Annotated in this window: 19 protein-coding genes; 17 read left to right on the top strand and 2 right to left on the bottom strand. The window is 49.8% G+C overall.

From position 1 onward, the window contains the following. Positions 1-5 precede the first annotated feature (5 nt). From AC50Y3_RS16925 to AC50Y3_RS16885, 9 genes are all read left to right on the top strand, one after another. Positions 6-347, top strand: a complete 342-nt coding sequence (locus AC50Y3_RS16925; protein WP_494819901.1) for a DUF1801 domain-containing protein — start codon at positions 6-8, stop codon at positions 345-347. Between the two features lie 23 nt (positions 348-370). Continuing rightward, positions 371-1,027 (top strand): HAD family hydrolase, encoded by a 657-nt coding sequence (locus AC50Y3_RS16920; protein WP_494819900.1) that lies wholly within the window; start codon positions 371-373, stop codon positions 1,025-1,027. Positions 1,028-1,277: 250 nt separating this feature from the next. After that, on the top strand, positions 1,278-1,721 hold the full coding sequence (locus AC50Y3_RS16915) for a MarR family winged helix-turn-helix transcriptional regulator (RefSeq protein WP_494819899.1): 444 nt from the start codon (positions 1,278-1,280) through the stop codon (positions 1,719-1,721). Positions 1,722-1,738: 17 nt separating this feature from the next. After that, positions 1,739-3,310, top strand: coding sequence for an MDR family MFS transporter (locus AC50Y3_RS16910; protein ID WP_494819898.1), 1,572 nt, complete (start codon positions 1,739-1,741; stop codon positions 3,308-3,310). Positions 3,311-3,444: 134 nt separating this feature from the next. Further along, positions 3,445-4,173 carry a hypothetical protein gene (locus tag AC50Y3_RS16905; RefSeq protein ID WP_494819897.1) on the top strand — a complete coding sequence of 243 codons (729 nt, stop codon included), beginning with the start codon at positions 3,445-3,447 and terminating at the stop codon, positions 4,171-4,173. An 87-nt stretch (positions 4,174-4,260) separates the two neighbouring features. Next, positions 4,261-4,785, top strand: a complete 525-nt coding sequence (locus AC50Y3_RS16900) for a DinB family protein (protein ID WP_494819896.1) — start codon at positions 4,261-4,263, stop codon at positions 4,783-4,785. A 154-nt stretch (positions 4,786-4,939) separates the two neighbouring features. After that, positions 4,940-5,416, top strand: a complete 477-nt coding sequence (locus AC50Y3_RS16895; RefSeq protein WP_494819895.1) for a DinB family protein — start codon at positions 4,940-4,942, stop codon at positions 5,414-5,416. 20 nt (positions 5,417-5,436) lie between these two features. Then, positions 5,437-5,847: a VOC family protein gene (locus AC50Y3_RS16890; protein WP_494819894.1), complete on the top strand. Its 411-nt coding sequence runs from the start codon at positions 5,437-5,439 to the stop codon at positions 5,845-5,847. A 78-nt stretch (positions 5,848-5,925) separates the two neighbouring features. Then, on the top strand, positions 5,926-6,519 hold the full coding sequence (locus AC50Y3_RS16885) for a YdeI/OmpD-associated family protein (protein WP_494819893.1): 594 nt from the start codon (positions 5,926-5,928) through the stop codon (positions 6,517-6,519). Here AC50Y3_RS16885 and AC50Y3_RS16880 read toward each other — a convergent pair. Continuing rightward, the gene (locus AC50Y3_RS16880; protein WP_494819892.1) at positions 6,516-6,881 is read right to left on the bottom strand and encodes an MmcQ/YjbR family DNA-binding protein; all 366 of its coding nucleotides are present in this window, start codon (positions 6,879-6,881) and stop codon (positions 6,516-6,518) included. The two genes, AC50Y3_RS16885 and AC50Y3_RS16880, sit on opposite strands and share 4 nt — an antisense overlap. A gap of 333 nt (positions 6,882-7,214) precedes the next feature. Here AC50Y3_RS16880 and AC50Y3_RS16875 point away from each other — a divergent pair, with 333 nt between their 5' ends. The 5 genes from AC50Y3_RS16875 to rpoN all read left to right on the top strand — a co-directional run bounded on the left by AC50Y3_RS16875 (position 7,215) and on the right by rpoN (position 12,795). Beyond that, positions 7,215-8,015, top strand: coding sequence for a hypothetical protein (locus AC50Y3_RS16875; protein WP_494819891.1), 801 nt, complete (start codon positions 7,215-7,217; stop codon positions 8,013-8,015). 141 nt (positions 8,016-8,156) lie between these two features. Continuing rightward, positions 8,157-8,447, top strand: a complete 291-nt coding sequence (locus tag AC50Y3_RS16870) for a chorismate mutase (protein WP_494819890.1) — start codon at positions 8,157-8,159, stop codon at positions 8,445-8,447. 160 nt (positions 8,448-8,607) lie between these two features. Next, positions 8,608-9,969: a 4-aminobutyrate--2-oxoglutarate transaminase gene (gene gabT / locus AC50Y3_RS16865; RefSeq protein ID WP_494819889.1), complete on the top strand. Its 1,362-nt coding sequence runs from the start codon at positions 8,608-8,610 to the stop codon at positions 9,967-9,969. 14 nt (positions 9,970-9,983) lie between these two features. Next, positions 9,984-11,411, top strand: a complete 1,428-nt coding sequence (locus tag AC50Y3_RS16860; RefSeq protein ID WP_494819888.1) for an aldehyde dehydrogenase family protein — start codon at positions 9,984-9,986, stop codon at positions 11,409-11,411. Positions 11,412-11,460: 49 nt separating this feature from the next. Continuing rightward, entirely contained in the window at positions 11,461-12,795 is a 1,335-nt protein-coding gene (rpoN, locus tag AC50Y3_RS16855; RefSeq protein WP_494819887.1) for an RNA polymerase factor sigma-54, read from the top strand. Here the strand turns inward: rpoN and ablB are convergent, their stop codons facing one another. Then, positions 12,796-13,674: a putative beta-lysine N-acetyltransferase gene (ablB, locus tag AC50Y3_RS16850; RefSeq protein WP_494819886.1), complete on the bottom strand. Its 879-nt coding sequence runs from the start codon at positions 13,672-13,674 to the stop codon at positions 12,796-12,798. 153 nt (positions 13,675-13,827) lie between these two features. Between ablB and AC50Y3_RS16845 the strand changes: the two genes are divergently transcribed. The 3 genes from AC50Y3_RS16845 to AC50Y3_RS16835 are packed head-to-tail and all read left to right on the top strand — an operon-like array spanning position 13,828 to position 16,492. Beyond that, a complete protein-coding gene (locus tag AC50Y3_RS16845; protein ID WP_494819885.1) occupies positions 13,828-15,162 on the top strand; it encodes an aspartate aminotransferase family protein in 1,335 nt (444 codons plus the stop codon). Continuing rightward, entirely contained in the window at positions 15,162-15,887 is a 726-nt protein-coding gene (locus tag AC50Y3_RS16840; RefSeq protein ID WP_494819884.1) for a CoA transferase subunit A, read from the top strand. The genes AC50Y3_RS16845 and AC50Y3_RS16840 overlap by 1 nt, the downstream gene beginning before the upstream one ends. Then, a complete protein-coding gene (locus AC50Y3_RS16835) occupies positions 15,830-16,492 on the top strand; it encodes a 3-oxoacid CoA-transferase subunit B (protein WP_494819883.1) in 663 nt (220 codons plus the stop codon). Before AC50Y3_RS16840 ends, AC50Y3_RS16835 begins: the two co-directional genes overlap by 58 nt. The last annotated feature ends 6 nt before the right edge of the window (positions 16,493-16,498 follow it).

The following is a 16,498-nucleotide window of genomic DNA, read 5'->3' as shown; positions in this document are numbered from 1 at the left end:
GGGGAATGAATCAAGAAGTGAGCAGCTTTATCGAGGAATTGAAACAGCCATGGCAGGTGGAGGCGTGTAATCAACTCCGTCAGTTGGTTCATCAAACAGTTCCATCGATCGATGAGCGTATCCAGTATAAAAAGCCGCATTTTCTGAAGGATGGCAAATACGCGGCCGTTATCAGCACGGCGAAAGATACGGTTACATTCATGATTTTCAATACGACGAACCTCGATCTGTCAGGCGGGAAATTTGAAGGGCCTGTGGAACGAAGATGGATGAAGTTTCGTGAAGGGGATCCGATTGATTTGCCATTGCTTGGCAAAGTGCTTTCAGAGGCGTCGAGCACACTGTAGTCGAGGGAGAGTCAGCACTCATCATGTATAAGGCCATATTGTTCGATCTGGATGGAACGCTTACCGATCCCAAGCAAGGCATAACCAGAGCGGTGCAGTACGCGCTGGTCAAATACGAGATCATTGAGCCAGACTTGGATCAGTTGGAGCCGTTTATCGGGCCGCCGCTCGCGAATTCTTTTCAAGAACGATATAGATTCTCGGCATCCGAAGCGCGAACAGCGGTGGATTACTATCGCGAGTATTTTACCGATAAAGGTATCTATGAGAATGAGTTATATGGCGGGATACGAGAACTGCTTGAAATGCTCGCGGAACAGAAGAGAACCTTAATGGTCGCCACTTCCAAACCGACTGTGTTTGCGGAGAAAATTTTAAGCTATTTTGAAATCGACTCTTATTTCGACTATGTATGCGGAAGCAATCTCGATGGTACGATGTCGGATAAAGGTGAAATTATCGCTCATATTCTACAATCGCAGCAGCTCACTGCGGATTCAGCAGTGATGATCGGTGATCGCAAGCATGACTTGATCGGCGCTCATCGTAACGGAGTTGCATCCATTGGAGTAGAGTACGGCTACGGAAGCGAAGAAGAGTTACGGGCACAATCGCCGAAGTATTATGTGCGGAGCGTACAGGAGCTGCATGAGCTGTTCCAAATTCCATTAGCAATATAAAGATTCCTGCAATCTTCTTCATCCAGTAGCTTTTCGTTGAAAAGCCTGAGCTTTCGTGTACCTACGCGAGAGTTCAGGCTTTTTTTGTTTGAATCACAAGACGTTATGTAAAAATTTTTATATGAAAACTATTGACGACAGCCGTCATTGTGTAGTATTTTCTTAAAGGCCTAATATCTTATTCAGTAAGATAATGAATGGGTAAGCAACTGATTGAGGGAAGTAACGCATTGTTCAGAGTGGAGGGAGAATGATTACACATTCAGGCGGAAATAAACTTGCTGAGCTTCAGCTCCTCATGGAACGATTTGCGCAGAGAGCTAAGAATCAGATCAAGCTGATTGAAAATCCGTTCAACCTCGCGAACGGGCATGTTTTCGTATTGATGTACTTAAGACGTACGGAAATTTGCCGGGTGAATGATGTCGTGAAGCTCCTCGGCATTACATCAGGCGCTGCTACGGGATTGACGGATAAGCTTGTTACACTCGGACTCATTGAACGGACGAGACCGGAGGATGACCGCAGAGTCGTACAATTAAGCTTAACGGAGAAGGGCAAGGAAACGGTTGAGCAGATTCGTAACCAGAGGATGGAATGGTTCACCAGCTTGGTCGGACAGCTGGAAGAGGATCAGGTAGATCTCATCACGGATGCTTTTAAGCTGCTATTGCAAGCACTCGAGGAAAAATGACAGAAGGAAGTGGTACGATGACAAATTTAAGTCCAAGACAGCTTCGCTGGATCGTTACGGGACTTATGCTCGGCTTGCTGCTCGGATCGCTCGATCAAACGATTGTATCGACGGCCATGCCGCATGTTATTGCAGAGCTAGACGGATTTAGCCTGTATAGCTGGGTATTTACGATTTATATGTTAACCTCAACAACGGCTGTTCCGATATTCGGAAAGCTTGCCGATTTGTTCGGCAGAAGACTTGTTTATTTGATCGGGATGGGACTGTTCCTTGTAGGTTCCGCGCTTTGCGGTCTGTCCCACAATATGACGGAACTGATTATCTTCCGTGCGATTCAAGGTATCGGTGCAGGAGCGCTTATGCCAATCGCGATGACCATTATCGGGGATATCTATCCGCCTGATCGGCGCGGTAAAATGCAAGGTATTTTCGGCGCGGTATTCGGCTTGTCCAGTGTTGTCGGTCCTGCAGTAGGCGGATTTATCGTTGACCATATTGCTTGGCAGTGGATTTTCTACATCAATCTTCCTTTCGGTATTTTCGCAGCGATTATTCTATCCATGGCTCTGAAAGAATCCAAAAGCTCGGAGAAAAAATCGATCGACTGGGGCGGCGCATCTGCACTAACAGGTGCGGTAGTAGCTTTCTTGCTTGCCATTGAGATGGGCGGTAGCGGTTCGTCCGAGGGCGGCATCACGAAATACGCTTGGGATTCGCCGCAAATTCTCGGTTTGTTCGGAGCGAGCCTGCTGCTCATTCTGATCTTCATTTGGATCGAATCCAAAGTGAAGGAGCCGATTATTCCGCTTAAATTGTTTAAGCTTCAGGCGATTTCGGTATCCAGTATTGTTGGTTTCATGATGGGGATGGGCATGTTCGGCGCGATTACGTACATTCCGCTCTATTCACAAGCTGTTATCGGTACGTCAGCATCGAATTCCGGTTATATTCTCACTCCGCTTATGCTATCGCTTATTCTCTCCAGCATTATCGGGGGGATTCTGATCAAGAAGCTGAGCTACCGTACAATTGTAATGTCTGCTATGGCGATTATGACGGTCGGTTACTTCCTCATGTCCCAAATGAATGTAGATACTACCCGACTAGAACTGATTCTGTACATGATTATTATCGGCTTCGGTATGGGGGCGCTTATGCCGGTACTCACCATCGCAGCTCAAAGCGCGGTTGGCCATGACCTGCGTGGTGTTGCGACCTCTACTACGCAATTTACACGCTCCATTGGCGGTACAGTTGGTGTTGCAATCATGGGCGTTATCATGACGAATAACATGACAAGCGGAATCAAAGATATTCAAGGTGATTTCACCGATATACCGGCAGATAAGCTTAGTCAGTTTGCGAATCCACAAGCGCTGCTTCAGCCCGAAGTGAAGGCGCAAATTCCGGATAAGCTGCTTGCAGCTTTGCAAGGAATTCTGAGCGATGCGATCACGTCCGTGTTCGTAATCGGTATTGTTGTCGTCTTGATCGGTTTGGTTGCGGCCATCTTCTTCGGCAAGCTCCGTATGCCTAGAAGCGAAGAAGGCGCGAAAGCTGTCAAAGCTGAACTGAATATGCATTAGATGCCACATGGTGGACAGTTGAAATAACTGTCCGCTTTTTTCTTTGCATCGGATCACATTCCGCATAGCTCTGTGAAGAAGTAAGGAGTAAAAAAAACGTTTTCCACTGAAACTAACATAGGGGTGATGAATCATTGGGGAGTTATAAATCCAGGGTTATCCATTATGGTTGGTTAACGCTTTGTATGGTGCTGGCTTGCACTGTCTTCCTGCAGTTTAGAGCGTTGACCAATCAGCATAACGAGCAGCAAGAGATGCAGGCACTCTATGAGGAGAAAACGAATGATTATTTTTTGGAAATGCTTGCAAACGTGAATTCTTTTCAGCCGCTTGTGAAATCCTTGACCGAAATCTCGGCCATCCGTGATATGAAAGATCGCAAACATAACCAGAAGGTACTCGATCTCGCCAAAGAACAGGCCAGCCAAGTGACCAATCAGCTGCTGCTGTTGATTCAGGCCGCGGATCTCAAAGAGCAGGACCAAGAACTTCGACATCGGGTCAATAACCTGATTATGACCTCTCAGCAGCAGGAAGATGCAGCTATTCTTGCTTTTGAAGCCGATCTCTGGAGAACCGTATATAGCACAAGCTCGAGGTACTGGTTAAGCAAGCCGCAGGTAATCGATCAAATTTCACTCGAAGCCAATCGTGACGCCGCCGTGGAGATGGCCAATCTTGATAAGACCATGCAGCAGTTCAAAGCACGTGCGAACGAAATGAGAATGAGTAATCGATACGTAGGCATGCAATTGGATTTCATTATGTTATTAAAGAAGGACCTGCTGCAAGAGCTTGTCCCGCATTTGAAGAAGCTGACTGCTGTCAATGAGTCCTTCAACAAACGGAAGGCAGTGGGCTGAAATCAGCAGTGGAAAAAAAATCCATACAAACGCTGCGGAAGCTGATATAATACGGCTTATTACCAATTTTCCGATGAGGTGATCAGCATGTACATACCGAAACCCAAAGCAGGAGAATATAATTCCGTATGGGACAATTACTATGCAACGGTTGATGAAGGCGACATCCTTCAACTTCTTGTGAGCCAAGGTAAGCAAATTTGCGAGTTGTACAGTTCGCTGACGGAGGAACAAAGTCTATATCGCTATGCGGAAGGCAAGTGGAGCCTCAAAGATGTGCTGGGCCATATTATCGATACCGAGCGTTTGATGACGTATCGGATTCTCGTTGCCGGCAGGGGCGATTTGACGCCATTGCCTAGACATGCAGATGTATATGTGAGCTTAACCAACTTTGATCGTCGGCCGCTAATTGACTTGGTCGAAGAGTATCGCACTGTGCGAGCATCTTCTGCATCCCTGGTTCATGGATTGACAGAATCGGAGATCCAGCAATTCTGCATCCTCAATGAAACGAAAACGTCGGCTGCAGCCGGTGCGTATTTCATTCTTGGACATGCTCAGCATCACATGAATGTCGTACATGAGCGATATTTGCCTCGTCTAACTTAATGTAGGTAGCCGCGATCAAAGTCGCGGCTTATTTATTTTCAGCTGCGCTGGGCAATGCTGTTCGCTTCTGGAGACAGGATTTACGAACACTTTGGCGAATTAGTAGGAGGTTGTAGTGTTTATAGTAAATTCTGGTCATGAAGGAGCGACTTCTATGCAGAAACTGTTTGAATACAATTGGCAGGTCCGCCAGGACTGGTTTGCATGGTGTGAGAATGCAACAGAAGAGGAATTGCTTAAGAAACGTATTGGCGGAATGGGCAGTATTCTCTATACCTTGTTTCATATTATCGATGTTGAATTTAGCTGGATTAACGGTTTGCAAGGGAATGGTGAACCACCGATACCACCTTTCGAAGAATTAGCTTCTATTCAGAAAATAAGAGCATTTTCGGAGCAATGTCATGCAGCTATTGCCCCCTTCGTATATGGCTGGAACGACAGCTTGGAAGAGAAGCTGCTGACCGATCTGAATAATGAAGGTGAAACAGAGCGCTTTAAATACGGTGAAATTATGCGGCATGTCATTGCGCATGAAATTCATCATATCGGTCAATTGTCGATTTGGTCGCGTGAGCTGGGATTGAAGCCGATCACGGCCAACCTCATTCGCAGAGGGCTGTTCGATTAAACTACAGAGGAGTGAAATTGATGCCGAAGGATATTTGGATCAACCTGCCGGTAAAGGATGTCCGCAAGTCAAGTGCGTTTTTTCAAGAAATTGGCTTTACGTTAAACAAGCAGTTCGAAGGTCAGGATGATAAAGCAGGACTGATCATTGGCGAGAAAAACGTTGTCGTGATGCTGTTCCCCGAAGAAACGTTCCGCACATTTACAAGCAGCCCAATCGCAAATGCCAGTGAAGCATCGGAAGTATTGCTCTCCATCGGCGCTGACAGCAAGGAAGAGGTGGACGAGCTGCTTGTGAAGGTCACTGCGGCCGGCGGAACTATTTATAGCAAACCTCACGATGCGGGCTGGATGTATGGCGCCGGATTCGCGGATCTGGACGGACATAAGTGGAATGTGCTCTACATGGATTTCAGCAAAATGAATGGTTAATCCACCGACCGGTAAGGCACTCCTTGTCGGAGTGCCTTTGTGCTATACCTGCAATATGATGACGAGGAGTATACGGAGATGGCCAATAGCAGATTGAATCACAAAGCGGATGTGTTCATAAGCAGTTCCAAGAAATGGCGAGAAGAGTATGAAGAATTACGAAATATCGTTCTTGCTTGCGAGCTGACCGAAGAGTTTAAGTGGATGCATCCTTGTTACACATTCCAAGATAAAAACATCGTATTAATCCATGGCTTCAAAGAATACTGCGCGCTGCTGTTTCATAAAGGCGCATTGTTAAAGGATCCCGAAGGCATCCTCATTCAGCAAACTGAGAATGTCCAAGCCGCGCGCCAGATTCGGTTCACCAGCGTGCAGCAAATAGTGGCCATGGAAGCTACATTGAAAGCCTATATTCGCGAAGCCATTGAAGTCGAGAAATCCGGTTTGGAAGTGGCTTACAAGAAGAATACCGAATATACGGTACCTGAAGAATTTCAGTCGAAACTCGATGAAGTCCCAGCATTGAAAGCAGCTTTCGAGGCGCTAACACCGGGACGACAAAGAGCTTACCTACTTCATTTCTCCGAACCCAAACAATCCAAAACACGCGTGTCACGGGTTGAGAAATATACGGAGCAGATTCTCAGCGGCAAAGGATTAAATGATTAGTTTACTTCCAGGAGCTGCTTAATCAGACGTTTCGGCGCAGCGTGCAAATAGGCTTCCTTGAGCAGAATGCCCATTTGATCCCAGTCTGTTGGTGAATTTACACCGACCCAGCCGCGATGTCCGATATACTTCGGTTTATAGAACTGCTCCTGCTGCAATATGATTTCTTGATTCTCCAGATCGGACTTAAACGTGATGCCATAATCGCTCATGATAATAAAGGATTTGTCTTTCACTTTAAATGTAGTATGGCCATGTCCGTCGATGATTTCCGTTGTTTCGGGAAGGCTGCTGCAAATTTTCCTAACCTGCTCCAGCATGTGAATCCCTTCCGGTGTCTGCATGCCAATTGGATGATTCATTCCTGTGTCCTCCTTATGAAATGACCGGCTGTCCACATACCTTTCAGACAAGCACCGCATTCTCCTTATATAAACATGACAGGAAAGAGTTCGCATTTCAAGCAGATCATGCTGGGTGCAACCTTTTGATACGCAACGGAGTCAGTATAAGTGAAGTGCAGCTTGACTAATGAGGGGGTTAGAGAATGAAAACATCCGTTCTCTTTATGTGTCTACTTAGTGGAGTCGTGTTGGCAGCCGGCGTGTGGAGCTATATTGTCGTTCAAACGATCTAAGTCAGATTTCGTTTAGTTATAGATAGAGCAAGTGAAGAGAAGGTGACCTGCCCTGCAATTGACAACCAGATGGCGTATGATTCGCGCTTCAACCATTCTGCTGGGAATCCTCGCGGTTCTCGGCGGAATGTTACTCTTGCTGGTGAAAGCGTTAAATGCGCATCACACACCGAGAGTGGTTCGATACCCTGCGCATGATTATCATTATTTCGAGCGGGAAGCATCGAATGGATTCAAGCTCCATGTGCTGCAAACGCAGCCCTCGAATGTTACCTTTGAAACGATACGTAATAATATTACGTTATCCGATTATTACGGCATTAACGGCGGTTTCTTCTATGAATCCGCTCTACTCAGCATGGCTGTTATTAATGGTAGTCCCGTGGCAGGCGTCTTAAATCAATACGGCTCCGGATCGGAAAATGCGAAATACCCGCGCGGCACGCTCGTATGGGATGAGGCGGCTAATCAAATGAGCGTGCAGGTGGTATCCAACGTTTCTGAGCTGCAAGTCATGGACCGAGCCCATTTCTGGGCGCAAGGCGGAATCAGCATGAGCCTTGGACATGACGAAGATTGGCTGATGAAAGCACAGCTTGAGAACGCGCCTAACATGGACGATGAGAGGCTCCGAACCGCGGCCGTTTATGACAACTCGGGAATGCTTTACTTAATCGTTAGCAGTACGAAGGGAACGTTGGCGGATTTTCGAGCGGCGATTATGGAGCAAATTGGAGAAGGCCAGCTGACTGACGGGATTTTCCTCGATGGTGATGGATCCTCACAGATGCAAGCTGCCGAAACCGTTCTTCCTGGCGACAATAGGCCGGTAGTTCAGATGATTCGGCTCATTCATTGAGTGATTTCAGAACATTTTACACTTACATAACGATACAATCTGTGGTAATCTAGTAGCTATTATTGCTTTATTGCAAAAAAGCGTCAAAGCGCGAAACCTCGAACCTGCGACGCTTGCTATGCGACTAAGGAGAGACAATAAATGACTACTAGATTGGATGAACTCAGACAAAACATCGATAGCCTTGATAATGAACTGGTTGCGCTGCTTGCTAAACGGTTCCAACTAACGGAAGAAGTGGGCAACTATAAGGCGATCCACAATTTGAACGCTCAAGATGCGAACCGTGAAGCACAGCAGTTTGTCAAAATCGCGCAATTGTCAGAAGCTCACGGACTAAACGCTACCTATGCAACAGCTATATTCCGATGTGTAATGGATCAAGTGATTGCTAGGCATGAAGAGTTACGAAATGTGAGTGTGCCTCGGTAACGACGCGGCGATACACTTGCAGCTAGAAGGAACAGACGCCAAGGAAAGTGAGGCGTCTTTTTCTTGTTTTCGCCCGGGTTGGCATGAGAATTGCTCATTCAGCAAGCAGAAGGAAGAGCAAAAAACCACCTCGCGCGTAAGGCGCGGAAGGAGCGCGTTAATGAGGAAGCATAGAGCCTATGTTTCGGTTGAGGAGCCATTCCCAGGTCCAAAGGCGAAAGAGCTGCTGGCGAAGCGAAAGCAATTCGTACCGCTTGGCATTGGCAATACGACTCCGATCTTTGTCGAGCAGGCAAGCGGCGCACTGGTGACGGATGTGGACGGCAATGTGTTTCTTGATTTTGCCGGTGCGATCGGCACGCTAAATATCGGGCATTGTCCGCCTGAGGTAGTAAATGCTGTGAAGAAACAAGCTTCGCAGTACATTCACACCAGCTTCCATGTGGCCATGTATGAACCTTATGTCCAACTGGCGGAGAAACTGGCGGAGATCACGCCTGGGCGATATCCGAAGAAAACCATTCTGCTGAACAGCGGGGCAGAGGCGGTTGAGAACGCGGTTAAGATTGCGCGGAAATTTACCGGGAAGCCGGGGATTGTGTCTTTTACACGCGGGTTTCATGGGCGAACCCTGCTTGGCATGTCACTAACCAGCAAAGTTCGGCCGTATAAATATCGTATGGGTCCCTTTGCGCCCGCTACTTATAAGGCGATGTATCCCTATCCGCTGCACAGACCTGAGGGAATGACGGAAGAGCAGCATGCCACCCACTGTGTCTCGCAGTTTGAGGATTTTCTATTGACGGAAGCCGCCCCCGAAGAGCTGGCAGCTGTCATTATGGAACCGGTGCAGGGCGAAGGGGGCTTCATCGTTCCGCCCATTTCGTTCGTTCAGGGGATCTATGAAATATGCCGTAAACATCATATTCTGTTTATTTGTGATGAAATCCAGACCGGCTTCGGACGAACGGGTACGATGTTTGCATCGAGCTATTTTGGCATAGAGCCTGATCTTCTTACAATGTCTAAATCACTTGCTGCGGGGATACCGCTGAGCGCCGTTACAGGCCGAGCAGAGATAATGGATGCCCCTTCTTCCGGGGAAATCGGCGGTACCTACGGAGGCAGTCCACTAGGGTGCGTCGCGGCACTTGCTGTTATCGAGAAGATCCAGAGCGAGAAGCTCTGCGACCGCGCGCTGGAAATCGGGAAGCAAATCATTGACTGCTTCACGGCTCTACAAGAACGGGTACCTGTCATTGCAGAGGTGCGCGGTTTAGGTGCGATGTGCGGCGTTGAATTTATCGATCCTGCGACTAAGAAGCCAATGAAGGAATTTACAGCGAAGGTTGTTCAAGCTTCCTATGAAGCGGGTGTCATCTTGCTTAGTGCGGGCATCTATGGGAATGTGGTTCGTTTCTTAACGCCGCTGGTAATAACAGTTGAACAGCTGCAAGAGGGACTGGACATCCTAACTGATATCATAGAACAACTCTATACGCAGGAACTACCGACCATATAAAGGAGGCTTGGCAGATGATCAAGAAGCAGCTCTATATAGGTGGACGGTGGCTGGAAGCCAAGTCCTATACGACGTTGACGGCGCCTTACTCCGGTGAGGCATTAGCTGAAATTCCTCTCGCAGACCGAGAGGAAACGGAGCATGCAATCGAAGCCGCCTACTTGGCAAGGGGCGTAATGGCGAAGCTGCCTGCTCATAAGCGGGCTACGATCTTGGAAACATTAAGCCGCCTGCTGACTGAGCGTGCCGGTGAGGCAGCCCGTATTATCGCGATGGAGGCGGCTAAACCGCTCAAAGCTGCGAAGGCTGAAGTGGATCGCACGATTCAGACCTATAAGTTTGCCGCTGAAGAAGCGAAACGGTTGAGCGGAGAAATGATTCCGCTCGATGCTGCTCCGGGCGGAGAAGGTCGAATCGCGTATACGATGAAAGAGCCGATCGGGGTCATCGGTGCGATTACGCCGTTTAATTTTCCAATGAACCTAGTGGCACATAAGGTGGGACCTGCAATTGCATCCGGGAATACAATTGTGCTCAAGCCTGCATCGCAAACCCCGCTATCCGCCTTCTTCTTAGCCGAATTGCTTGAGGAAGCGGGACTTCCCGCCGGCGCGCTGAATGTGGTAACAGGCTCCGGTTCCGTTATTGGGGATGTCATCGTGAAGGACGACAGAGTCAAGGCGATCTCGTTCACAGGCAGCCCGAAAGTGGGCATAGGCATTCGCAATCGCGCCGGATTGAAGCGTGTTGCGCTTGAGCTGGGCTCGAATTCCGCTTTAATTATCGATAAAGGAGTCCATGTGTCCAAAATCATTCCGCGCTGCGTAGTCGGTGCGTTCTCTTATCAAGGTCAGGTATGTATTTCTTTGCAGCGCATTTATGTGCATACAGACTGCTATGATGATTTCGTGGCTCAATTCTGCGCGGCAGCGGCAAAGCTGAAGGTCGGTGATCCGCTTGATCCGGATACGGATCTATCCGCGATGATCACGCAAGGCGATGCTGGCCGGGCTCTCTCATGGATTGAGGAAGCCGTGCAGCAAGGGGCAGTGATAGCTAGTGGAGGAGGCACTTCGTCTGCTCAGATTCTGCATCCTACCGTGCTGCTGGAAGTAGATCGTTCAGCCAAAGTATGCTGCGAGGAAGTATTCGCTCCAATCGTGCTCATAAATCGGATCCGGAACGTGGAGGAGGGGATCGAGCTTATTAATGATTCCAGATTCGGTCTCCATGCCGGCATCTATACGGACAATATTCACACGGCGCTTGATGCAGCGGAGAAGCTGCATGTCGGAGGCGTCATGATTAACGATATCCCGACATTCAGAGTGGATCAAATGCCGTATGGCGGAGTGAAAGAAAGCGGGCTTGGACGCGAAGGCGTTAAATATGCCATCGATGAAATGACGGAAATCAAAACGGTTATTATTAATCGGACCTAGCCCATGCCGAATATACTATAGGAATCCACCCTCAAAGCAGGTGATTCTTATGACTTCCCGGTACGGGTTCGGGATGTATCAACAGCAGAAGTCCCATATGCATATGTCGCCGCAGCTGCAGCAAGCGATCAAAATTTTGCAGCTGCCAACGTCGGATTTACTTGATTTTATTAGGGATGAGCTTGAAGAGAATCCATTTCTGGAAGCCTTGGATGGACAGGGAGGAGCCGGACTAGGCGTGGATTGGGCTCGAAGCCCGCGAAGCGCGGCTCCGTTCGATTTCATCGCAGCAGATCAGGGGCTGACACTGGAGAAACACTTGAACGAACAGCTGCGTTTCGATTCGGAGATCCCGGTTTCCATGAAGAAAGCGGCCGCCTATATCATTGGGAATTTAGACGCGAATGGTTATTTGGACTGCCCGCCGGAGCAAATTGCCGCGGAACTGAAGATTTCGGCCGCTGAGTTCGAGAGCGCGTTAAGCTATGTGCAAGGCTTGGAGCCCGCAGGGGTGGGTGCCAGAAATTTGGCGGAATGTTTGCTGCTGCAAGTACAGAAAACGAAGGGCTGCAGCCCACTCGTCGTCACTTTGATTACTTCCCATCTGGAAGCGGTTGCGGATTATCGCATTCAGAAATTAACGCGCTTGCTGCATGCCTCGCATGAGGAGATCGTGTCGGCAATCGGCATCATTAAATCGCTGAATCCAAGACCCGGTGCTGCTTTTCAGCCGAAACACGCAGATTACATCATCCCGGATGTGCTCATTCGTTTGGTCGGCGATCAATTTGTCGTTTCCGTACAAGAATCGGCAGCGCCTAGACTGACCATGAACACGAAGTATGAAGGGATCGCCAAGGAGCTGGGGAAATCGGATGATTCAAGCCGCTTTTTCTTGGCTAAACGAAGTGCCGCTGCTTTCCTGCTCAAGTGCTTGGAGCAGCGCAGATTGACTCTATTGCGGGTAACGCGGGCGATTGTGGAAGAACAAGCTGCTTTCTTTCGAGGAGGCATGGATCACCTGAAACCGATGGTGCTTAGGCAAATTGCGGAGAAAGTGGACCTGCATGAATCCACTGTCAGCCGCGCGGTTGCTGGAAAATATGCGCAGACACCATGGGGCACTTACGAGCTTGGTTACTTCTTTCCGTCCGGCTTCAACAGCGGGCAGGAAGATGCGTCCACAGTGGAGCGTGTAAAGGCGAAGCTGCGGGAGATGGTGGAGCAGGAAGCAGGCGGTGCGCCGTATTCCGACCAACAGCTGGCGGTATTGCTTGAAGGGGAAGGCATTCCAATCTCCCGGCGAACCGTTGCCAAGTATCGGGAGGAGCTTGGCATTGCCTCTTCCTTCAAACGTAAGCGCGCTAAGGAACAAGGGCTGTGACTAATGTTCCGGGAGCATTTTGCACCACAAATTCATATCCTCGAATTTATCGTAAATATCGCAGTTCTTCGTCAGACGGCCCTGGTAGTCGTAGCCTAGCTGAAATAATGCAGCATTCATGCCGAAGGACAATGCGCGCGAGAGCGAATAAGCAGAGCGAATATTCCGCTGCCGCAGGTCCCCTTCCAGCACATGAAGCAGCTGTCGCATCAAACCATGTCCACGGTATGCGGGCAGTGTCAGACAGTCCGTGAGTTCCGCATTGCGATAGGTGGTGTTGATTTCAGCGGAGGCAGCGCTGATGATCCGGCCCTCATGCTCTACGACATAAAACACCGTACCTTCTTCCATGACATGAGCCACGTATGCGGGGTCATTCATCGGAATCGGATAGGTTTCGAAAATCTGCCCATACAAGGAAGCAAGCTCCTGCGCATCCTGAGCAGCAGCACTCCGGATGGAGAACGCATCCGCTAACGGTTCTTTCTCCGTCTTCGGTTGTAGGGCAAGCACTTGCTCAAGAATATGATCCTCTTCGATCCAGTGATCGCTCGTGCGTCTGGTGAGGTCGGTGTATTTGGCCATGCAATAAGCATCATGCCCATCGAAATACCCCTTGTAAATCCCCTCCAGCATATACCCCCGGGCCATAAAGGATCGCATATCCTGCTCACGCGCTTTTACGAACAGCTTCGTATACAGGGGATTGTCTAGCAATTCCGTGAGACGGCTGCACAGTGCATCCACATTGTCCTCGTAGTTATAATCATCGACCCGCAGCCGCTTGTTGAAATCATCTCGGCATAATAGAAGGGTAAAGCTGCTTCCCTGTTCGGTTTCCATTGCATAATACGGCTTATCATTCGGCTTCGATTCCATGATGACTGATCCTCCAATCCCGTTTCCGTTATTCTACATGGATTGCATGCAAAATCAATGCCAGCTTAGTGAAATTGTAGGCGTGTTGCTCAAGTTGGCACGGAAATTGCATGAAGTATGGGCGAGAAGAAAGGCTGATGGGAGGGGAAGCGATTGACGCGGGAGCATTTGATCAAGCCGCTGCTAAGTGCCCACTATCCGATGATTGACTATGGTAAAGGCGTATTTCTGTACGATGAGCATGGAAAAGCTTACTTGGACGCCTCGTCAGGCGCTGTAACAGCAGGGATCGGACATGGGGTGCAAGAGGTAATCGATGCGATGCAGGCGCAAGCGCAGAAGGTGTCTTTTGTATATCGGTCCCAATTTACGAGTGAACCGGCGGAACGGCTTGCGAAGCGACTCAGTGACATGGCACCGGGTCATGATTACTGGTCCTTCTTCGTGAACAGCGGCTCAGAGGCAACAGAAACCGCGATGAAGATTGCCATTCAATATTGGCAGGAGCAAGGGCGGCTCGGCAAAAATAAAGTCATTTCCAGACGGATGAGCTACCATGGCATCACGCTCGGAGCATTGTCGATGTCCGGTCACGTAACGAGGAGACGGCGGTTTATTCCGCTGCTTGAGGAGCTGCCGCTTGTAGCGGCGCCGTATTGTTACCGATGTCCGTATCACTTGTCGGCACCGAGCTGCGGGCAATCGTGCGCGGATGACTTAGAGACGAATATTAAGCGAATCGGCGCCGACCATATCGCGGCATTCATCGCGGAGCCGATTATCGGAGCGGCCGGTGGGGCTGTCGTCCCCCCGGACGGTTACTATGAACGGATCAAAGCGATCTGCGAGAAATACGAGATTCTGTTCATCGCCGATGAGGTGATGACCGGCATTGCCCGCACCGGGACGATGTTCGGAATGGAGCATTGGGGCGTGGAGCCGGATTTGATCGCCTTAGGTAAAGGACTTAGTGCGGGGTATACGCCGATCGCGGCTACCTTGGTGAAGGACCGGATCATGGAGCCGATTCTGGCCGGCTCACAGATTGTCATGTCCGGCCATACGTTTAGCGCAAATCCGCAATCTGCGGCAACGGCGCTGGCCGTACTTGATTACATCGATGCCAAACAGCTGGTAGTTGCCGCCGAGGAGAAGGGCCGCTATTTGCGGCAAGCACTGGAGAGGATCGCGTCTAGCTGTGCAATGATTGGCGATGTTCGCGGCAGAGGGCTGCTGCTCGGGCTGGAGCTTGTCGCCGATCGTGCGAGCAAGCGAGTATTCCCGGTTTCGCTTGGTGTAACGACGCGGATCGTGGAGCGCGCGCAGAGCAAAGGGCTGCTTATCTATCCAGCGGCGGGAGGCGCGAACGGTGAAGGCGATGCCGTTATTATCGCGCCGCCTCTCGTGATTACAACGGAAGAGATGGACCTGCTAGCCTCACTGCTTGAAGAAACGATTGCCGAAGTGATGGGGGAGGTCATGGTCTGATGACGAAACAGAAGATGATCGCGATCGATGAGGCGCTTGGGTGGATCGTAGATGGCTGTACGCTCATGTATGGCGGATTCGGCGGGATCGGAACTCCTCCAACGCTTGTTGAGGCGATATTGGATAAAGGCGTAAGGGACATCACACTGATCGGCAACGATACCGGCTTTCCATGGATTGGTATCGGTCGGCTGGTTACAGAAGGGCGTGTTCGGAAAGTCATCACCTCGCATATCGGCTCTAATCCGAATGCCGGTCGCATGATGGAGGATGGTCGGATGGAGGTGGTTTTCTATCCGCAAGGCACGTTGGCGGAGAAAATCAGGGCAGGCGGCGTGGGACTGGGCGGCATTCTCGTTGATGTCGGAATCGGTACTAATTTGGAAATAGGCAAAGAGAAGGTCATCGTGGATGGCAAAACCTATCTGGTCGAGCCGGCGCTCACAGCGGATGTCGCTATCGTTCATGCTCTGAAGGCTGACCTGTATGGGAATCTAATCTATGACAAAAGCGGTCGTAACTTCAATCCGCTAGTGGCGATGGCAGGCACACGGACGATCGCGGAGGCCGATGAGATTGTTCCGTTAGGCGAGCTGGATCCGGAGTGTATTGTGACACCAGGCATTTTTGTAGATGCTGTCGTTACAGGGAAAGGGGTGAACTGGCAATGGGTGTGGGAGAAACAAGCCGTGACCGGATCGCAAGGCGAGCCGCCCGTGAAATAAAGGATGGCATGGTCGTTAATTTGGGGATCGGCATTCCGACGAGAGTGGCTGATTTTATACCGGAAGGCGTCCATGTGACTTTCCATGCGGAGAACGGCATTTTAGGAACGGGGCCGACACCTGTAGTTGGCGAGGAGGATGGATTTCTGTGCAATGCGGGCGGTTATCCGGTAACACTGGCTATCGGCGCCTCCTATTGCGATAGTGCGATCGCGTTTGCCATGATTCGCCGCGGTTGTATCGACATGACGGTGCTCGGGGCGCTGGAGGTCAGCGAGCAAGGGGATTTGGCCAATTGGATCGTACCGGGTAAACGGACGGCTGGCATCGGCGGCGCGATGGAGCTGGCGCAGAAAGCCAAACGCGTCGTTGCCGTGATGAATCATGTGAATCGCGACGGCAAGTCGAAGATTAAGAAGCAATGCGAGCTGCCGCTCACTGCGCAGCGCTGTGTCGATTTTATCATTACGGAAATGGCGGTCATGGAAGTTACGGATGAGGGCCTTGTGCTGAAAGAAGTGATGTCTCCTTTCACGATTGAGGAAGTAATCAACTGCACCGAGGCCAAACTCCTCATACCCGATAAGGTTGATTACATCACGTAGCCGATG

Source organism: Paenibacillus sp. J22R98, assembly GCF_059383835.1.
The sequence above is the reverse complement of the archived record's forward strand: the minus strand, read 5'-3'. Positions and strand labels throughout refer to the sequence as shown.

Coding starts and splice junctions, on each gene's coding strand:
- AC50Y3_RS16900 (WP_494819896.1), top strand. CDS start 4,261: ATGTACATACCGAAACCCAAAGCAGGAGAATATAATTCCGTATGGGAC.
- AC50Y3_RS16860 (WP_494819888.1), top strand. CDS start 9,984: ATGATCAAGAAGCAGCTCTATATAGGTGGACGGTGGCTGGAAGCCAAG.
- AC50Y3_RS16870 (WP_494819890.1), top strand. CDS start 8,157: ATGACTACTAGATTGGATGAACTCAGACAAAACATCGATAGCCTTGAT.
- AC50Y3_RS16840 (WP_494819884.1), top strand. CDS start 15,162: ATGACGAAACAGAAGATGATCGCGATCGATGAGGCGCTTGGGTGGATC.
- AC50Y3_RS16895 (WP_494819895.1), top strand. CDS start 4,940: ATGCAGAAACTGTTTGAATACAATTGGCAGGTCCGCCAGGACTGGTTT.
- rpoN (WP_494819887.1), top strand. CDS start 11,461: ATGACTTCCCGGTACGGGTTCGGGATGTATCAACAGCAGAAGTCCCAT.
- gabT (WP_494819889.1), top strand. CDS start 8,608: ATGAGGAAGCATAGAGCCTATGTTTCGGTTGAGGAGCCATTCCCAGGT.
- AC50Y3_RS16910 (WP_494819898.1), top strand. CDS start 1,739: ATGACAAATTTAAGTCCAAGACAGCTTCGCTGGATCGTTACGGGACTT.
- AC50Y3_RS16835 (WP_494819883.1), top strand. CDS start 15,830: ATGGGTGTGGGAGAAACAAGCCGTGACCGGATCGCAAGGCGAGCCGCC.
- AC50Y3_RS16915 (WP_494819899.1), top strand. CDS start 1,278: ATGATTACACATTCAGGCGGAAATAAACTTGCTGAGCTTCAGCTCCTC.
- AC50Y3_RS16920 (WP_494819900.1), top strand. CDS start 371: ATGTATAAGGCCATATTGTTCGATCTGGATGGAACGCTTACCGATCCC.
- AC50Y3_RS16885 (WP_494819893.1), top strand. CDS start 5,926: ATGGCCAATAGCAGATTGAATCACAAAGCGGATGTGTTCATAAGCAGT.
- ablB (WP_494819886.1), bottom strand. CDS start 13,674: ATGGAATCGAAGCCGAATGATAAGCCGTATTATGCAATGGAAACCGAA.
- AC50Y3_RS16880 (WP_494819892.1), bottom strand. CDS start 6,881: ATGAATCATCCAATTGGCATGCAGACACCGGAAGGGATTCACATGCTG.
- AC50Y3_RS16890 (WP_494819894.1), top strand. CDS start 5,437: ATGCCGAAGGATATTTGGATCAACCTGCCGGTAAAGGATGTCCGCAAG.
- AC50Y3_RS16925 (WP_494819901.1), top strand. CDS start 6: ATGAATCAAGAAGTGAGCAGCTTTATCGAGGAATTGAAACAGCCATGG.